This window comes from Olsenella sp. CU969, from assembly GCF_905219715.1.
Lineage (GTDB): Bacteria > Actinomycetota > Coriobacteriia > Coriobacteriales > Atopobiaceae > Granulimonas > Granulimonas faecalis.
In genome coordinates, this window is the sequence record NZ_CAJMXC010000040.1 from 1 (window position 1) to 16,391 (window position 16,391).

A 16,391-nucleotide genomic window follows, 5' to 3' on the forward strand; every position below is an offset into this window, starting at 1 on the left:
GGCGCCCGTGGCGGCGGGGTCGAACGGGACCTCGACGGTGTCGCCGGCGGCCTCGTCGAGGTCCCGCGGACGGGCCTGCTCGCGGGTGACCTCGAGGCCGTCCGGCACCGGGGCCGGCTCGGCCTTGGGGATGGACGCCGTGGGCGGGACGCCGTCGGTCTCGGGGGCCGAGGACGCCTCCCGGGGCGCGCCCGTCAGGTCGCCGGCGTCGCTCTTGTCGGCCGGGGTATCGTCGGCAGGCGCCGGTGTCACCGGCCGCCCGCACTCGGGGCAGAACTTGGCGTTGTCAGGCAGCCCGTGGCCGCAGCCGTCGCAGATCATGCAGTCCTCCAGCCGACTCCGTGCGGCACACGCGTTGAAGAATCCGGGGCAATTATCCCGCTAACGGCCCTCTCACGGTAGNCCGGCACGGGACCGCCCGAGGGCCTCCACCCCTTCATTCCCGTTCCGGGGCGCCCCGCAGCATGCGAGGAGGGGCCCGCGCCACCAGGCACGGGCCCCTCCTCGCGACGATTGACGTATATAGTCGAATTACTATCGATATACCTCTTCCATATATAGCTTGAGGATATCCGAGTCTGTTCTTGTNCGTGNATNCTTCCCGATGCAAACAACCTCCGACCCTTCCGTAGGGTCCTTGCTGCACACCCAAAGTTCATCCCTGCGCATGGAGTCATCGCTCATGAGCAGAAGGTCGTGGGTCGTAAAGATGAGCTGGTGCCTCGTGTTGCTGTTGCACGAATCCAGGTATTCGCGCACCAAACCTAAGGTCATTGACGTGTGAAAGCTCCGTCCCAGCTCGTCAATAAGCCACACAAGCTCGTGACTGTGTTCCGGCGTTCCTTTGGCGCACAAGTCGAAAAAAATCGGAAGTAGCTCGACGAGCCTTTGAGTGCCGGTCGATTCCTCTCCCATCTCGAATCGTATTCCTTCTCCGTCAGAGCACCGGTGACGCAATGTGGCCTTATAGTAATCAGCGAAAGAGTCACGAACCATAATTATATAAATTTCAGGCCCCTTTGCATCCCCCTTGTCGACCCGTATTTGAATGGACCCCTCTTCCCCTGGCGGAACAGCTGCAAGAGCAGAATCGAGAAACTCGACCGGAACCCCGATGGCCTCTTTTGGAACATGATCGAGGCTCAACTCCTCTGCTCCGGTCCCGTAGTCTCTCAGCTTCTCATTGATAAACTGACGAAAGTCGTCTCTCACCAACACGCTGGTGTACGGAGCGCCATGGTCCTCTACGCCCTCGATCCTCAATACAGCGGCGAACNAATCAAAGGCNGGCCGAAGNGACTNGGCATTTTGCTCCACAGCGTTATGTAGAAAGAGTTGATTTCTCCTTGTACTTTCCGCAATGNAACGATGCCTTTCGGTGTCGNACATTTTTCCAAACTCGACCCTGTCGCNCAATCTGCTAAAAATCAGCTCCTCACTTCGCGTACGCTCCAGAAAGAGCTGCTCCTTCTCAACATACCCCCGCGTCAGGGACACTGCATATCGATATATATGGCCTTCCTTAACGATTCTTAATTCAATAAAAGTAGGAGCGTGAGAACACTCTTGATCGAGCTGGTAACTCCTCACCGGAATTGCCTGATTGACCTGAGTGCCAATAACCACAAGATTCTTTAAAAAGCTAAGCGCCTCAAGAAGCGAGGTCTTACCTGCGGCGTTATATCCAAAAATGGCCGCCGCAGGAAGCACTCTCCTCTTCCCATACATGGAAGACAGCCGCGCCACCTGATTGGAGTGCTTTCTCTCTCTTGACGCCTCCATGGAGAAGGTGACTTCGTTTTTGAACGTCTTCCAATTCTTGATCTTCATCGTCAGGAGCATAGTCCCTCATCCTCTGCGAAGAGCTGTTTCGGATAGACATATTTTACATGTCGACTCTCTTTATTTGTAGTCAGTAAATCGGAAATATCGATTTATATTGCACAGCACCATCTAAAGAGGTACCGTGGACCNAGGNAAGGAGGGACTACCTATGACATNACCGCCCAGACAAAAACGGCTCGCCCCTGCGCCAACAGNAACGAGCCCAACGAGGCCCAAGACCCCAATCACATCAGCAGTGTACGGTCGACGCCACCTGTCGGTCAACTGCTTCGCAGGGCCTCGTCTTCCAATCAGTGTGAAGATGGGAGGCTAAACAATGTTTCAACCATCTCTGTTCGAAGCGAAGCCCGCGACAAAGGGCTCCTCGAAACAAAACGCTTCAAAGGGCATGCGCAAGCGCAGTCGCATCGCGGCAGGAGGTGGCATGCATTCAGAGCTTGCAGACAATGCCCGGCTCGTCGGGCCAATGGGGATTCCCCAGATGATGGAGTGCCCAGCCCCCGACATCCCCTCGCGACTTGTCCCCTTCGATCGAGCAGCAGCGGAGCTTCGAAATGGCAGGTCTCACGGCTATGTCCACTTTTTCATCAAGGACAGTTTATTTAACGGCATCGTCGACAACCTTGCATCGGCGATACCCATCCTCTCCTCTTTCGATGGAATCCTGACCCCTGACTTCAGTCTGGAGAGACCCAGCGTCAACTGCCTAAACGCCTGCTCAGTCTTTTACAGCAGGGCGGTTGGCTTCCAATGCCAAAGACACAACATCCCTGTGATTCCCACTGTCCGCTGGTCGGATGAAGCAAGCTTTAGCTATTGCTTTGACGGCTTGGTTCACGGCGGAATAGTCGCCGTTGGCACATACGGAGTATGCAAGTCCCATAAACAGCAAGATTTCTTCCTGACTGGCCTCACAAAGATGATAGAGACTGTCTCTCCGTCAACCGTGCTTGTATATGGCGCTCGTCCTGGTCGCATTTTTGAAGGACTACAAGATAGGACAAAGTTTGTTTATTACCCCGACTGGACAACCGAGCACCGGGCCAAGGGGTGANGAGCAATGGGAGAGGACAACACTGGAAACACCTTTCCAACCAGCGGCCTTCTAAACAACGTCGACGGCATGCTGCGCCTTTATCCGATCAACAACGGACTGTTTGGTGTTCAGGGCCTGAGCAGAGACCCGTCGATTCGTAACATCGTCTCAGACGCGCCCCTAGAAACCGCAACCGACTTCTACTTACGTATATCGTCAGGCGGNGTTGAACAACCCCTCCCCGGGGGCAACGGNGTCCGGACNACCCTCGTCGACGGCTCCGTCATTACCTTCCGTAAGGTAAGTACCAGTGACGGTTCACCCGCCATCAGCATTAACGTACGTAGGTCCACCGGGTCAGGGGAAATACGGAGTCAGAANATCCACTTNGTAATCCGCAGGGAGGCGAGATGACCGTGCCAACGACCACTATCATCGACCAGACTATCCCCCAGAAGACCCTGAATCAGCTCAAGGGCCTTATCGGACNGCAGCTNGTANNNTNCTGCCATGACAGGCTCCTCTACAACCCCATCTCCTACCGTGGCACCGAGGTCCAAATCGGATCAGAGCGTTGGCTTATCGTTACCGAGCTCGAGACCATCGACTACTTAGGCTCTCGTGAGGAGGTCAGCCGACTGTTTGCATTCGACCTGACCGCCGACGAGGCAAACGACCTCGATGGCGCCTTCGATGTGCGNATGACCATCGGCAAGCCCNTAAACGACATCGTTGCGGTGACCGACATCGTCAAATACTACGACCACGAAACACTGACGTGGGAGTCGCGACACACCCAAGCCTTGGCGTTTCTCACCGATGGCAAACAAATAGCGTTAGAACGAGCCGACCGTTTTGAGGAGGGCGTGGCCGTCCTCCAATCGCCCAACGTCCTCGACAGACTGACGCCACTTTCCAACGAGCTTTTTGAAACGTCTCCAGGATGCAGGCTGGAAGGCACGCGCATCTTGACCAGCCTTACTGAGGAGCAAAGGGCGTTGGACTNGGAAGNAGGNGGGNCCGGCNCCACCGGGCACGGACCNCNCCTCGGCAATTCGATGCGACCAGGGAGCTACTCCTGGATGTGCACGTCGTCGGGCTCCACGGCCTCCTCGACGTCGGCCTCCGCCTCCTCGGGCGTGGCGTCGTCGAGCCTGGCGTGGAAGCCGTTGGCCTCGTCCACGTCCACACACACGGTGTCACCCTCGCGCACGCGGCCGTTGATGACGAGCGTGGCCACGTTGTCCANGACCTGGCGCTGGATGAGGCGCTTGAGCGGGCGGGCGCCGAAGACCGGGTCGAGGCCCTCGAGGGCCAGGGCCTGGACGGCGGCCGGGGTCAGGCGCAGCTTGATGCGCNGGTTGGCCANGCGGTAGCGCACGTCGGCGAGCTGGATGTCCACGATCCTCTCGATGTCGTCGAGCATGAGGGCGTGGAAGACCACGACGTCGTCGATGCGGTTGAGGAACTCGGGCTTGAACGTGGCGCGCAGGGCCTCGTTCACCTGCTCGGTGACCTCCTCCGGGTGGGCGATGGCGTTGGCGCTCGCGATGTACTGGGAGCCCACGTTGCTCGTCATGATGATGATCGTGTTCTTNAAGCTNACCACACGGCCCTGGCCGTCGGTGAGGCGGCCNTCGTCGAGCACCTGGAGCAGGATGTTGAAGACGTCGGGGTTGGCCTTCTCCATCTCGTCGAGCAGGATGACCGAGTAGGGGCGCCTGCGGACGGCCTCGGTGAGCTGGCCGCCCTCGTCGTATCCCACGTATCCCGGAGGGGCGCCGATGAGGCGCTGGACGCTGAACTTCTCCATGTACTCGGACATGTCGATACGCACCAAGGCGTGCTCATCGTCGAAGAGGTACTCGGCNAGGGCCTTGGCGAGCTCGGTCTTGCCCACGCCGGTGGGCCCGAGGAAGAAGAAGCTGCCGATGGGGCGGTCGGGGTCGGACAGGCCGGCACGGCTACGACGCACGGCGGCGGCCACGGCCTTGACGGCGTCGTCCTGACCGATGACGCGGCGGTGCAGCTCCTCCTCGAGGTTCTGCAGCTTGTCCATCTCGCCCTGCATCATCTTGGTCACGGGCACGCCGGTCCAGCTGGAGACCACGTCGGCGATCTCGCCGGTGGTGACCTCCTCCTTGAGCATGCCGTCGTCGGTCTTGTCCTCGAGGAGCTTCTCGGCCTCGTCGTACTGGCGCTGGAGCTCGGGGATGGTGGCGTAACGCAACTCGGAGGCGCGGGCGAGGTCGCCGGAGCGCGTGGCGCGCTCCTCCTCGCTGTGGGCCTCGTCGATCTGGCGCTTGAGGTCCTGTACGCNGTCGATGGCGCNCTTCTCGTTCTGCCAGGCGGCCTTCACGCCGTCCAGCTTCTCGCGCATGCCGGCCATCTCGCGGCGCAGCTGCTCCAGGCNGTCCTTAGAGGCGGCGTCCTCCTCCTTCATGAGGGCCTGCTCCTCGATCTGCATCTGGGTCATTTGGCGGTCGAGGGCGTCGATCTCGGCCGGCATGGAGTCGAGCTCCATGCGCAGGCGGCTGGCCGCCTCGTCGACGAGGTCGATGGCCTTGTCGGGCAGAAAGCGGTCGGAGATGTAGCGGTTGGAGAGGTCNGCGNCCGAGANGAGGGCGGCGTCCGTGATGCGCACGCCGTGATGCATCTCGTACTTCTCCTTGAGGCCGCGGAGGATGGAGATGGTGTCCTCCACCGTGGGCTCGGAGACGAGCACGGTCTGGAAGCGGCGGGCCAGGGCGGCGTCCTTCTCGATGTACTTGCGGTACTCGTCGAGGGTGGTGGCGCCGATGGCGCGCAGCTCGCCACGGGCGAGGGCCGGCTTGAGGATGTTGCCGGCGTCCATGGAACCCTCGGTGGCCCCGGCGCCCACGATGGTGTGCAGCTCGTCGATGAACAGGATCACCTGGCCGTCGGACTTCTGCACCTCCTTGACCACGCTCTTGAGGCGCTCCTCGAACTCGCCGCGGTACTTGGCGCCGGCGACGAGGGCGCTCATGTCGAGCTCGACGATGTCCTTGTCCTTGAGGGTGGAGGGCACGTCGCCGGCCACGATGCGCTCGGCCAGGCCCTCGACGATGGCTGTCTTGCCCACGCCGGGCTCGCCGATGAGGACGGGGTTGTTCTTGGTGCGGCGCGAGAGCACCTGGACGGTGCGGCGGATCTCCTCCACACGGCCGATCACCGGGTCGAGCTTGCCCATGCGGGCGAGCTCGGTGACGTTGCGGCCGTAGCGCTCGAGGGCCTCGAACTCCGGCTTGGCGTCGGCGCTCGTGACGTGCTCGTCGCCGCGGAGCTCCNCGTAGGCGGCCTGGACGCGCTTGGCGGTGAGGCCGGCACCGTTGAGGATGGAGCCGGCGGCACCCTTGTCCTCGCAGAGGGNCACGAGAAGGTGCTCGGNGGTCACGTAGGAGTCGCCCATCTTGGCGGCGAGCTTCTCGGCCTCGTCGAAGACCTTCACGAGGCCGCGCGAGAGCCCCATCTGCGACAGGCCCGAGCCGGAGACCTTGGGCTCCTTGGCGATGGCGTCGTCGGCCTGGTGCTCGAGGGAGCGGGGGTTGGCGCCGATCTTCTCGATGATGGAGTCGAGGTTGCGCTCGCCTGAGGCCAGGAGCGCCTTGAGCAGGTGCACCGGCTCGCAGGCGCTTGCGTCGACGTCGGTCGCGATGCCGAGGGCCGTCTGGAGGGCCTCGGCCGCGGTGACGGCGAGCTTGTTGACGTTCATGCGATACCTCCCATTACACGTATCGATGGGGTTCTGTGGGGGCTTCTGCCCCCGAACCCGGGTCTTTTGAATCAGTCACNCACGTCGCCCCGAAGAAATCCACGGAGGACCTGCTCGGGCCCNTTGCCGTCGTAGGGGGCGAGGGCGGTTATGCGGACCTGGGTGCGGAACTCGCTGACCTGGTCCTCCAGCTCGCGGACGCGCGCCCGCAGCTGGTCGATCTCGTCGTCCCGGGCCTCGGCGCGCTCACGCATCTCGAGGATGCGCACCACGCCGGCCAGGTTGATGCCCTCGTCGGTGAGCCTGCCGATGAGGTGCAGCCGGTCGATGTCCGCCTGGCTGTACAGCCTGGTGTTGCCCCGNGAGCGGCCGGGGCTNACGAGGCCCTTCTGCTCGTAGACCCTGAGGGTCTGCGGGTGCATGCCGGTGAGCTCGGCGGCCACCGAGATCATGTAGAGGGGCTTGGTGCGGTTGGCCTTGGGGCCCCGCGGTTCTTTCATCGTTGCCTCCTCCAGAGATTCGAGGCCTGCCCGGAGGCCGTTACTTGGACTTGGACTCCTTGGCCGCGTCCTTGACGAGCTTCTCTATGTCGCGGCGGTAGTCGTGGTGGTCGGCGGCCTGGGCCTCCTCGAGCGCGCCACGCTCCTCCTTGGAGAGGCGCGTGGGCACCTCCACCTTCACCGTCACGTACAGGGCGCCCTTGGCGCCCTTCTTCTTGACGTTGGGCGCGCCCAGGTCCTTGAAGCGGAAGACCTTGCCGTCCTGGGTGGCCTTGGGCACCTTGAGACGCACGGTCTTGCCCTCGGGGGTGGGGATCTCCACCGTGGCGCCGAGGGCGGCCTCGTAGATGGAGATGGGCAGGTCCATACGGACGTCGGCGCCGTCGCGCTTGAAGACGGGGTGCTCGGCCACGCGAGTGGTGATCACGAGGTCGCCGCGCTCGCCACCGTTGCGCCCGAACTCGCCGCGCTTGCGATAGCGCAGCTTGCCACCGTTNACGGCGCCGGCCGGAATCTTGNCCGTGAGGCTCTGCTCCTCGCCCGTGGACGNGNTGCGGTAGGTGACCTTGCGCNGGGCGCCCGTGAGGGCCTCCTCGAAGGTCACGTCGATGGACATGGTAAGGTCCCCGCCCTTTTGGACGCGGTTCCCGGGGTTGCCCCCGCCGAAGATCGACGAGAAGTCGAAGCCGCCAAAGCCGCCGTCGTCCTGGGCTGAGGCGGCGCCGCCGCCGAAGCCGCTGAAGATGTCGGAGAAGTCGAAGCCGCCGTCCGTGTAGGTGTAGGCTCGGCCGCGGCCGCCGTCGCCGCCGAAGTCGGCGCCGGGGATGCCCCCGAACATCAGGACCTGGTCGTACTCCTTGCGCTTCTCAGGGTCGGAGAGCGTCTCGTACGCCTCGGAGATCTCCTTGAACTTCTGCTCGTCTCCACCGGCGTCGGGATGGTGCTTCTGAGCCAGCTTGCGGAAGGATTTCTTGATCTCGTCGGCCGACGCGTCGCGGGAGACGCCCAGCACGTCGTAGAAGTTCTTCTTAGGCATCGAGTTCGCACCCCCTTTCTTTGGGTTCTCGCGAAAGCGCGCCCGNNACGATGCTCGGNCCGNGCGCGNTTGGTTCGGGTTGTTCCGTCACCGGGGCATGTACCCCCGATGGCCGTGCGGGTGCCGTGGCGACCCGCGCGTCAAGCGGGTCCTAGGCGGTTTCCCCGCCGTCGTCGGCGGGGGCCGGGCGCTTGGGGCCGCCCACGGTCACGGAGACCATGGCCGGTCGGATCACCTTGCCGCCCATGGCGTACCCGCGCCGCAGCACCTGGGCCACGGAGTCGTCGTAGGCCTCGGCGTCCTGCACCTGGCCCACGGCCTGCTCACGCAAGGGGTCGAAGGCCTCGCCGGGGCGGTCGATGACCTCGACGCCCTCGCGCTCGAGGACGCCCACGATCTTGGCGTGGACGTTGGCGATGCCGGCGCCCAGCTCCTTCACCTGGGCGTCGTCGATGCCCTGGGCGTGCTCCACGGCGCGCTCGAGGTCGTCGATGGCCGGGAGCAGGCTCTCCACGAGCTTCTCGGTGGCGCGGGCGCGCTCGGCCACGCGCTCCGCGGCCGTGCGCTTGCGGTAGTTGTCCCAGTCGGCCTGCAGGCGGGCCACGCGGGCCGCGGCGTCGGCCGCCTCGGTCTGGGCCTTCTGGACCTCGTCTTGGGCGTCGGCCAGCTGCCTCTGCAGCTCGTCGCGCTCGGCGCGCNTCTTGTCGGNGTCCNTNGCGAGGTNGTCCTTGGCGGCCTGCTCGCCGGCACGGATGGCAGCNTCGGCCATCNCGGGGTCGAGCTCCTCGTTCTGATCCACGGTTGTCGCCTCCTCCAAAGGGACGTCCCGGGGCACGGGGCCCCGGGACGGGTCGTGCGGCGTGTCAGGGCCTCTTACTTCTCGTCCTCGTCGTCGACGACCTCGTAGTCGGCGTCGACCACGTCGTCGTCGGAGGAGCCGGCGTCCTGGGCGGCGCCGTCCTGGGCGNTGGAGTAGNCGANCTCGNCCAGCTTGTGGCCGACCTCCTGGAGGTTGTCGCCGGCNGCCTTGATGGCGTCGATGTCCTGACCCTCGAGGGCCTTCTTGGCCTCCTCGACGGCGGCGTCGGCCTCGGACTTCATGTCGGCGGGCACCTTGTCGCCGAGGTCCTTCAGGGTCTCCTCGGTGGAGTAGGCCAGGCTGTCGACCTGGTTGCGGACCTCGATGTCGGCCTTGCGCTGCTTGTCCTCCTCGGCGTTGGCCTCGGCGTCCTTGACCATGCGGTCGACTTCCTCGTCGGACAGGGCGGTGGAGCCGGAGATGGTGATCTGCTGCTCCTTGCCGGTACCGAGGTCCTTGGCGGAGACCTTCACGATGCCGTTGGCGTCGATGTCGAAGGTGACCTCGATCTTCGGGGTGCCGCGGCGGGCGGCCGGGATGCCGGTGAGCTGGAAGCGGCCGAGGCTCTTGTTGTCGGCGGCGAACTCGCGCTCGCCCTGGAGCACGTTGATCTCGACGGAGGTCTGGTTGTCGGCGGCCGTGGAGTAGATCTCGGTCTTGGNGGTCGGGATCGTGGTGTTGCGGTCGATCATCTNGGTCATGACGCCGCCCATGGTCTCGNCGCCGAGGGACAGCGGGGTGACGTCCAGCAGCNGGATGCCGTCGACGTCGCCGGTGAGCACGCCGCCCTGGACGGCGGCGCCGTCGGCCACGACCTCGTCGGGGTTCACGGACATGTTCGGCTTCTTGCCGGTGATCTTCTGCACGAGCTCCTGCACGGCGGGCATGCGGGTGGAGCCGCCCACGAGGATGACCTCGTCGATGTCGGAGATGTTGAGGCCGGCGTCCTTGAGGGCCTTGGTCACAGGCTCCTTGCAGCGGTCGAGCAGGTCACGGGTGAGGCGCTCGAACTCGGCGCGGGTGAGCGTGTAGTCGAGGTGCTTGGGCGCGTTGTCGACCGAGGTGATGAAGGGCAGGTTGATGGTGGCCTGCTGGGCGCTGGAGAGCTCCTTCTTGGCGTTCTCGGCGGCCTCCTTCAGGCGCTGCAGGGCCATGGGGTCCTTGCGAAGGTCGACGCCCTCCTCCTTCTGGAACTTGTCGGCGGCCCAGTCGATGATGCGCTGGTCCCAGTCGTCGCCGCCCAGGTGGNTGTCGCCGTTGGTGGCGAGGACCTCGGTCACACCNTCGGCGAGCTCGAGCAGGGAGACGTCGAAGGTGCCGCCGCCCAGGTCGAAGACCAGGATCTTCTGGTCGCCATCGGCCTTCTCGAGGCCGTAGGCGAGGGCGGCCGCGGTGGGCTCGTTGACGATGCGCTTGACCTCGAGGCCGGCGATCTTGCCGGCGTCCTTGGTGGCCTGGCGCTGGGCGTCGTTGAAGTAGGCGGGGACGGTGATGACGGCCTCGGTGATGGTCTCGCCGAGGTACTTCTCGGCGTCGGCCTTCATCTTGGCGAGGGTCATGGCGCTAATCTGNTCGGGGGTGTAGTCGGTGCCCTCGATGNCGATGACCACGCGGCCGTCCTTGCCCGGCTTCACGGTGTAGGGGACGGTCTTGATCTCGCTCTGGACCTCGTCGAACTTGNGGCCCATGAAGCGCTTGACGGAGAAGACGGTGTTCTGCGGGTTGGTGACGGCGCGGTTCTTGGCCGCCTTGCCCACGAGACGCTCGCCGTCGGGCTGGAACGACACCACGGACGGGGTGGTGCGGTCGCCCTCGGCNTTCACGATGATGGTGGGCTCGCCGCCCTCCAGGACCGCCATGGCGGAGTTGGTGGTGCCGAGGTCGATGCCCAGAATCTTGTTTGCCATAACTGGCCTTCCTTTCATGCCTGCCTCGTGGTGCAGGGCCCTGTGGCGGCCGAGGGGGCCGTCTATGCCGGCATTACACTGGTGAGGCTTATATCCTTTGCGGAACATACTACACATAATCTAAGTCTGGGCAACATATATTTTCTGGTTCTCCACAACTCAGAGNGCCGGAGCATGCGCAGATGGCCTCATGGAGCCTTATCACCGCTGGTGGAAGCCGCTAACAGGGGACCGGCAACCGTGAACGCGTTGTGTGGGGAGCAAATACCTGTAGACAGGTGGTATATAAACCATGTACCTGCAACTTTGGCTAACTTTTTGGCGGTGGACACGATGCGGAAAAGTCCAGAACCTATTCTTGCAAAGCCCGCCATTCTTGCTATATTCACTTCACACGGGGCCCGCGCGCGCCGCGGGCCGACTACCCCGACGATCGGAGAGAACCATGGCCCATCCTGTTATCGATGCCGACGAGTGCATCTGCTGCGGCGTGTGNGTCGACACCTGCCCCACCGACACCCTCGAGCTCGGCGACGAGTGCGCCGTCGTGGCCANCGAGGACAACTGCATCGCCTGCGGCCAGTGCATGGAGGCCTGCCCCACCGGTGCCATCACCGAGATCGTCGAGGACTAGCCCTCCCGACGGCATCCAGCCCCACCAGACGCCCCCGGACGCCCAGCGCACCCGGGGGCGTTTCTTGTGGGGGACCCCGCCGGAGGACCGTTGACGAATTGCCAAATCTGTATATTGACAGCGCGTCAAACCGAGTCCTAGGCTGATGTCGATTTGAAAGGGGAGTCCATGGGCCGGCAAAAGGATAGGGGGCGCGACCGGCGACGGGAGGAACTCCTCTGTGCCGCCCGCGACCTCTACCAGGAGAAGGGGCTGGCCCGCACCTCCATCCAGGACATCACCGACCGCGTTGGCGTCACNCGGTCGCTTTTCTACCATTACTTTAGCGACAAGGACGCCGTTACCTCCGCGGTGCTCGACGACTACGTGGGCGACTACGTGGAGGCCCTCTGCTACTGGAACGAGCGNCGCCGGAAGGGCGACGTGGACGAGGCCCTCCTATCGGTGGTGCGCCTCGTGCGAAACGCCATCCTCGAGAGGGACTCGTTCAGGTCCGACCTCAACTCCACCGAGAACACCTCGCTCTACCTTGGTTTCATCCACCGGGTGGTCGACCACACCGCCCACTACCTCATAGACACCACCGTGAAGGACTACGGGAGCCTCCACACCATAGAGATCGACCACCTCTACGAGACCCTCTACATGCTCATCACCGGTGTCATCGGGCTCCTGCGCAACAACCCGTCCGTCGACGACGAGATGGCGGCCGACATCGTCGCGCAGACGCTCCATATAGACAGGTCCCACGATTAAGGGAGGAAGCGAATGTTGTTTTCCGTGTACGGGCCGAACGCGCTCTACCAATGGCTGGGGCTGTTCATGGTCCTGGGGGCCCTCATCGGCCTCANCGAGTTCGCCCGGAGGAGCAAGACCGGCGGCATCGTCATGTTCTTCGGCGTGTGCGGCGTCATGACGGTCTACTGCCNGGCCGNCGAGNTCGGCGCGNCCATNGGCGCCGAGTGGGCGCTCAACAACCCCACGCACACCGACATGAACAGCTGGTTCCACTACNCCAAGGTCTATGCGGCCACGGCGGGGTGCATCGGCTTCATGATGCTCAAGTACGGCTGGGGCAAGATCGGCCGCTCCCACTGGTTCAAGGCGTTCCCCTTCATCATCGTGGCCATCAACATCCTGATCGCCGTGGTGAGCGACTTCGAGAGCGCCTTCCGCGCCTTCGGCACCACGTGGGTCTCCACCGAGGGCGTGACCCTCTACGGCGGCTGGCACAACGTCTTCAACGGCATNGCCGGCCTCATCANCATCTTCTGCATNACCGGCTGGTTTGGCATCTACATCTCCAAGAAGCGCCAGGACATGCTGTGGCCCGACATGACGTGGGTGTTCATCATCGCCTACGACCTGTGGAACTTCTGCTACACCTACAACAACCTGCCCACCCACTCCTGGTACTGCGGCGTGGCCCTGCTGTTTGCCCCGACCATCGCCGGCCTGTGGTGGAACAAGGGCGGCTGGATCCAGAACCGCGCCTTCACCCTCTCTATCTGGTGTATGTTCTGCCAGATGGTGCCGATGTTCGCCAACGACNCCGTCTTCGCGGCCGACTCCGTGAACAACCCCAACGTGAACCTCGTCGTCTCGATCGTGGCCCTCGTCGCCAACGTCGCGGCCCTCGCCTACATCCTCTNCCGCGCCAAAAAGCTCGGCGTGAACCCCTACAAGCAGGAGGTCTTCGTGGGGACCAAGGACTTCCGCGAGGCCATGGAGCGCCGCGCCAGCACCGAGTACCTGCTCGAGACCGAGCCCAAGAGCGCCACGCCCGCCGAGATCGCCGAGATGGTGGCCTACAACTCCCTGCCCGCCGAGGGCACCCCGGGCTTCGTCTACGTGNCNGAGGAGAACGTCACCCGGCAGGGCTAGCACCCATACNGCAAGGAGCCACCGGGCGGCGTCGCATCACCGCCTCCAGGCCCGCCGACGGCACCGGCCGCCGGCGGGCCTTTCCATATGCGCCTGGCGTGACAAAGGTGCCTGGCCCATCTGTCACTTATCCTATTACGTGATTGATGATGGGACAGAAGTGTCCGACCATTGGGACAAAAGTGTCCGGGTGGTGGGACAGGGGGCGTCAGGCGATGGCGGCCAGGGCCTGTTCCAGGTCGGCGATGATGGCCTCGGGGCTCTCTAGGCCGCAGGACAGGCGCACGAGGCCCGGCCCCACGCCCGCGGCGGCGAGCTGGTCGTCGGTGAGCTGGCGGTGGGTGGAGCTCGCCGGGTGCAGGGCGCAGGTCTGGGAGTCGGCCACGTGCACCTCGATGCGCACCATCTCCAGNGCGTCGAGCAGCGCCGCGGCACGCTCGCGGCCGCCGGAGAGCACGAACGAGATGACCCCGCAGCAGCCGTTCGGCAGGTACTTTCCGGCGAGGTCGTGGTCGGGGCTCGACTCCAGCCCCGGGTAGCTCACCGACTCAACCTCGGGACGGCNCTCGAGCCAGCGGGTCACGGTCAGGGCGTTGGAGCCGTGCTGGGCCATGCGCAGGGGCAGGGTCTCCAGGGTCTCGTTGAGGATGAACGCGTTGGTGGCCGGCGGGTAGCAGCCGAGGTCGCGCATGAGCTGCACGCGGGCCTTCACGATGTAGGCCGAGTCGCCGAAGTCGCGGGTGTAGACGGTGCCGTGGTAGCTCTCGTCGGGCTCGGTGAGGCCCGGGAAGCGGCCGGAGACCTCCCAGTCGAACCGCCCGGAGTCCACGACGACGCCGCCCACGGTCATGGCATGGCCGTCGATGTACTTGGTGGTGGAGTGGGTGACGATATCGGCACCCCAGTCCATNGGCCGACAGAGCACCGGCGTGGGGAAGGTGTTGTCCACGATCAGGGGCAGGCCGGCCCGATGGGCGGCCGCGGCGAAGGTCTCGATGTCGAGCACGTCGAGGGCCGGGTTGGCCACGGTCTCGCCGAAGACCGCCTTGGTGGTTTCGTCCACGGCGGAGAGGATCTCGTCCTCGGTGGCGCGGGGCCCCACGTAGCGGGTCTCGATGCCAAAGCGCTTGAGCGTGACCGAGAAGAGGTTCACCGTGCCGCCGTAGATGGCGCTCGACGCCACGATGGAGTCGCCGGCCGAGGCCACGTTGAGCACGGCGATGAGGTTGGCGGCCTGGCCCGAGCTCGTGAGCAGGGCCCCGACGCCGCCCTCGAGGGCGACGATCTTGCGCTCCACGGCGTCGCACGTGGGATTGGCGATGCGCGAGTAGAAGAAGCCCTCCTCCGAGAGGTCGAAGAGCCGCGCCACCTGCTCGCAGGAGTCGTAGGGGTAGGTGGTGCTCAGCGCGATGGGCAGCGTGCGCGGCTGCCCGTTACCGGCCTGGTACCCGGCGTGGATGCACTCGGTGNTGAAGTCCATGGGCCCTCCNCGGTCTGTTTCTTAAAAGCTACCAAGGTGGCGGCCGGGGTGTCGGGCGGTNGCCGCCCTTTTCACAGGGATGAAAANGGGGCGCCGGGACGGATGGCGGCCCCGCAGGTCGGACGACCCACGGGGCCGCACGGCCCACGGGCTCGGACGGTGCCCTAGGAGAGGTCGAAGGTCTTCNCGGCGAGGACGGTCCCGTCGAGGTTGAAGAGNTCGGCNACCTCCACCTCCACGGGGGAGGTGGTGTTGGCCAGCTCGTAGACGCCGTCGACGGTGATGGACGANCCCGCCTTCACCTTGCTCATGGAGTTGCCGTAGTTCGCGGGGCTTTCCGCGGGCATGGCGATCTCCTGCTCCACGCCGTCCTGGTAGACGGTGACGCGGGTGGCGGTGCCGAAGGCCTCGGCCTCGTCGGAGTTGTTCGTGAAGGTGAAGGTGATGCAGACGGCGTCGCCGCCGTCGTACGTCTTCACGACCTGGGCGCTGTCGATGGTGACCTGGTAGGGGGCGTCCTCGGCGGGCTCGGCCTGCTGGGCCTGCTGTTCCTGGGACCCCTGACCGTTGCCGGGATCGGTGGTGCCCGAGCCGGTGTCCGAGCCGCCTCCGCAGGCCCCCAGGGAGAGGGCGAGCAGGCAGGCGCAGGCCGCGGCGCCGAGCTTCGCTGTATGGGTCATGATGCGCTCCTTACCGATGGGCCCGGCGGGGCGGCACGGGGTCGCCCCGCCGGGCCGGACGGCATCCTTGATTAAGCATGTTTTCAGACAAACGGCATTCTAAAAAACGTATCCCGGGTGACGCATTAGCTGGTAGCTAATGCGCGCAGCGATGAAAGGTGGTAGGTTCCATAGGCCTCNTGACTGCATGAAAACAACGGTCAACGCGGGGCGGGATGGCCGTGCATCANCGGGGGCAGACTCCTCGACACCGGCGTTTCTCGACGGTAGGGCCCATGGCCGTCCCCAAAATCCCCCACATGTCCCATATGTGATACCATCTCAATGGTTAAGTTTCATAGATATTGGAGCGACCATGGCGCACACCACGGAGAACCTCATGGCCCGTCTGGAGGAGGCCTGCACGCTGGACGGGTACCTGGCCGAGCTCAAGGCGTCGGGAAAGCAGGCGCCCGCCACCCTGTCCGCCTACCTCGACACCCTCCTGGCAGCCCAGCCGCTCANGAGGCCTGAGGTCATCCGCGAGGCCGGGCTCAACGCCACCTTCGGCTACCAGGTGTTCCAGGGCACCCGCCGCATCACCCGCAACAACGCGCTGCTGCTCTCCCGCGCGCTCGGCTGCACGCTCACCCAGACCCAACGGCTGCTCGCGCTGGCCAACCAGGGGCGGCTCGCGCCCCAGGACCCCCGCGACGCCGTCGTGATCTGGTGCATCCGGCACGGGCTCTCCTGCCAGCGCACCGACGAGGAGCTCTACCGCCGCGGGATGGGGACGCTCTCCCCCTGTCTCTTATACA

The 16,391-nt window shown here is 64.5% G+C and carries 13 protein-coding genes; 4 read left to right on the forward strand and 9 right to left on the reverse strand.

What is annotated here, in order from left to right; all coding sequences use genetic code 11:
• Together JX283_RS05285 and JX283_RS05290 are read right to left on the reverse strand one after the other, a co-directional pair.
• Positions 1–321, reverse strand: a 321-nt coding sequence (locus JX283_RS05285; protein ID WP_204829650.1) for a zinc-ribbon domain-containing protein, incomplete at its 3' end; no start/stop codon positions are given.
• 213 nt (positions 322–534) lie between these two features.
• A complete protein-coding gene (locus JX283_RS05290) occupies positions 535–1,842 on the reverse strand; it encodes an ATP/GTP-binding protein (protein WP_204829651.1) in 1,308 nt (435 codons plus the stop codon).
• A gap of 427 nt (positions 1,843–2,269) precedes the next feature.
• Between JX283_RS05290 and JX283_RS05295 the strand changes: the two genes are divergently transcribed.
• On the forward strand, positions 2,270–2,899 hold the full coding sequence (locus tag JX283_RS05295) for a DUF4417 domain-containing protein (protein ID WP_168354025.1): 630 nt from the start codon (positions 2,270–2,272) through the stop codon (positions 2,897–2,899).
• A gap of 1,054 nt (positions 2,900–3,953) precedes the next feature.
• Here JX283_RS05295 and clpB read toward each other — a convergent pair.
• From clpB to dnaK, 5 genes are all read right to left on the reverse strand, one after another.
• Entirely contained in the window at positions 3,954–6,614 is a 2,661-nt protein-coding gene (gene clpB, locus JX283_RS05300) for an ATP-dependent chaperone ClpB (RefSeq protein ID WP_204829652.1), read from the reverse strand.
• A gap of 71 nt (positions 6,615–6,685) precedes the next feature.
• Positions 6,686–7,114 carry a heat shock protein transcriptional repressor HspR gene (locus JX283_RS05305; RefSeq protein ID WP_204829653.1) on the reverse strand — a complete coding sequence of 143 codons (429 nt, stop codon included), beginning with the start codon at positions 7,112–7,114 and terminating at the stop codon, positions 6,686–6,688.
• A 40-nt stretch (positions 7,115–7,154) separates the two neighbouring features.
• Positions 7,155–8,150 (reverse strand): DnaJ C-terminal domain-containing protein, encoded by a 996-nt coding sequence (locus JX283_RS05310; protein WP_204829654.1) that lies wholly within the window; start codon positions 8,148–8,150, stop codon positions 7,155–7,157.
• Between the two features lie 151 nt (positions 8,151–8,301).
• Positions 8,302–8,949 (reverse strand): nucleotide exchange factor GrpE, encoded by a 648-nt coding sequence (locus JX283_RS05315; protein WP_239652478.1) that lies wholly within the window; start codon positions 8,947–8,949, stop codon positions 8,302–8,304.
• Positions 8,950–9,023: 74 nt separating this feature from the next.
• A complete protein-coding gene (gene dnaK, locus JX283_RS05320) occupies positions 9,024–10,916 on the reverse strand; it encodes a molecular chaperone DnaK (protein WP_204829655.1) in 1,893 nt (630 codons plus the stop codon).
• Between the two features lie 445 nt (positions 10,917–11,361).
• Here dnaK and JX283_RS05325 point away from each other — a divergent pair, with 445 nt between their 5' ends.
• The 3 genes from JX283_RS05325 to JX283_RS05335 all read left to right on the forward strand — a co-directional run bounded on the left by JX283_RS05325 (position 11,362) and on the right by JX283_RS05335 (position 13,434).
• Positions 11,362–11,550: a 4Fe-4S binding protein gene (locus tag JX283_RS05325; protein ID WP_204829656.1), complete on the forward strand. Its 189-nt coding sequence runs from the start codon at positions 11,362–11,364 to the stop codon at positions 11,548–11,550.
• Positions 11,551–11,718: 168 nt separating this feature from the next.
• Positions 11,719–12,306 (forward strand): TetR/AcrR family transcriptional regulator, encoded by a 588-nt coding sequence (locus JX283_RS05330; protein WP_204829657.1) that lies wholly within the window; start codon positions 11,719–11,721, stop codon positions 12,304–12,306.
• Between the two features lie 12 nt (positions 12,307–12,318).
• Positions 12,319–13,434, forward strand: a complete 1,116-nt coding sequence (locus JX283_RS05335; protein ID WP_239652479.1) for a DUF5692 family protein — start codon at positions 12,319–12,321, stop codon at positions 13,432–13,434.
• Positions 13,435–13,642: 208 nt separating this feature from the next.
• Here JX283_RS05335 and JX283_RS05340 read toward each other — a convergent pair whose 3' ends face one another.
• A complete protein-coding gene (locus tag JX283_RS05340) occupies positions 13,643–14,914 on the reverse strand; it encodes an O-acetylhomoserine aminocarboxypropyltransferase/cysteine synthase family protein (protein ID WP_204829658.1) in 1,272 nt (423 codons plus the stop codon).
• A gap of 164 nt (positions 14,915–15,078) precedes the next feature.
• Positions 15,079–15,594 (reverse strand): DUF5067 domain-containing protein, encoded by a 516-nt coding sequence (locus JX283_RS05345; protein WP_204829659.1) that lies wholly within the window; start codon positions 15,592–15,594, stop codon positions 15,079–15,081.
• Positions 15,595–16,391: the final 797 nt, after the last annotated feature.